At 59.5% G+C, this 787-nt stretch carries 2 protein-coding genes; both read left to right on the top strand.

Going from position 1 to position 787, the window contains the following annotated elements:
- Positions 1 to 225 precede the first annotated feature (225 nt).
- A complete protein-coding gene (locus CSC74_RS17320; RefSeq protein ID WP_162315758.1) occupies positions 226 to 399 on the top strand; it encodes a hypothetical protein in 174 nt (57 codons plus the stop codon).
- Complete coding sequence (locus CSC74_RS17315; protein WP_162315757.1) at positions 396 to 680, top strand: hypothetical protein; 285 nt, start codon at positions 396 to 398, stop codon at positions 678 to 680. Before CSC74_RS17320 ends, CSC74_RS17315 begins: the two co-directional genes overlap by 4 nt.
- Positions 681 to 787: the final 107 nt, after the last annotated feature.

Here is a 787-nt window from a genome sequence, read left to right as displayed (position 1 = left end):
GTCCAAGGAGCCACTGTCGATCGCTGTCTCGGGTCGCGACCAGAAAGCCTGCCAGATCCCGCTCGCCGAGTTGCACGCCCGCGGTTCATTCCCGCCAACCACCGCTGTCGACAACTGCGGGAAGGGCAAGACCCAGATCCTCATCACGCCCGTGCCGGACGTATCCGCTTGATCATCTTGACCGGCCCCGAGTCCTGGGGCCGGTCTCTTCCCCGAGGGACACCCATGAACCTCCAGCAGATCGAAGACCAGTTCGCCGCCATGAATTACTACGAACGCCAGGTCTTTGTCTTTTTGATCGACTACCAGCTCCGCCGCCAGCAAGCCCGCGCCCGTCGCCTTTCCACCGCCGTCGACGCGCACTTACGCGCCATCCTTCGATCCACCCAACGCTCATGACCGACAACTTCTTGGACCTGTTCCAACCCGAACCCTCGACCAATCCAAAAGTCGCACCCGAACTGGCCGCCACGCCTGTTCCTGCGCCAGCCCTTGCACCAGCAGAGCCGGCCACCTCGATGTTCGATGGCGTGCTGGATGATCTGGTGCTTCCCGAACAGCCTGGCGTCGACGTGCCGGCTTTGCCAGAGCCCATCGAGCCTGAGCCAGAACCACAGGCCTGGGAGCGAAAAAAAAAAAAAGAAAAGGTGGACAGAAGGACAATGGATTTATGTAACTAAGGGGGTGGATGGGTGCAGATGGAGGAACCAATAACATGATGATCTGCGAATATCTGACGAAGGACTCGCGGCAGAGCGGACTGATTTAGACAAGCGATCGGATGGAG

The sequence above is a fragment of the Pseudoxanthomonas yeongjuensis genome, from assembly GCF_010093345.1.
GTDB classification, from domain to species: Bacteria; Pseudomonadota; Gammaproteobacteria; order Xanthomonadales; family Xanthomonadaceae; genus Pseudoxanthomonas_A; species Pseudoxanthomonas_A yeongjuensis.
The sequence above is the reverse complement of the archived record's forward strand: the minus strand, read 5'-3'. Positions and strand labels throughout refer to the sequence as shown.

Bases quoted from the DNA above. Each gene is read 5' to 3' on its own strand.
- CSC74_RS17320 (WP_162315758.1), top strand. From the start codon at position 226: ATGAACCTCCAGCAGATCGAAGACCAGTTCGCCGCCATGAATTACTAC.
- CSC74_RS17315 (WP_162315757.1), top strand. From the start codon at position 396: ATGACCGACAACTTCTTGGACCTGTTCCAACCCGAACCCTCGACCAAT.